Below are 278 nucleotides of genomic sequence, written 5' to 3'. Positions count from 1 at the left end.
CCGGGCGGCGGGCCGGTGACGGTCGGCGACCTTGCGGAACGCCTGCGCATCCGCCACCACAGCGCCGTCGAACTGGTCAACCGCCTCGGTGAGGCAGGACTGGTCGCACGCGATCAGGACAAGGACGACCACCGCCGCGTGCTGCTGCGGCTGACCGAACGCGCCGACGATTGCCTGGCCGAACTCTCTGCCGCGCATCTCGACGAGCTCTCGCGCATCGAACCCATGCTGCGGCGCCTGCTCGACCGGGGCCAGGACTGACACCAGGCGTCTGCGCG

The 278-nt window shown here is 71.2% G+C and carries 1 protein-coding gene; it reads left to right on the top strand.

All coding sequences use genetic code 11. From position 1 onward, the window contains the following. Positions 1-261: MarR family transcriptional regulator (locus EN852_RS40665; protein ID WP_135880031.1), on the top strand; the 261-nt coding region annotated here is incomplete at its 5' end. Positions 262-278: the final 17 nt, after the last annotated feature.

Source organism: Mesorhizobium sp. M2E.F.Ca.ET.209.01.1.1 (assembly GCF_004010375.2).
Classification (GTDB): domain Bacteria; phylum Pseudomonadota; class Alphaproteobacteria; order Rhizobiales; family Rhizobiaceae; genus Mesorhizobium.
The sequence above is the reverse complement of the archived record's forward strand: the minus strand, read 5'-3'. Positions and strand labels throughout refer to the sequence as shown.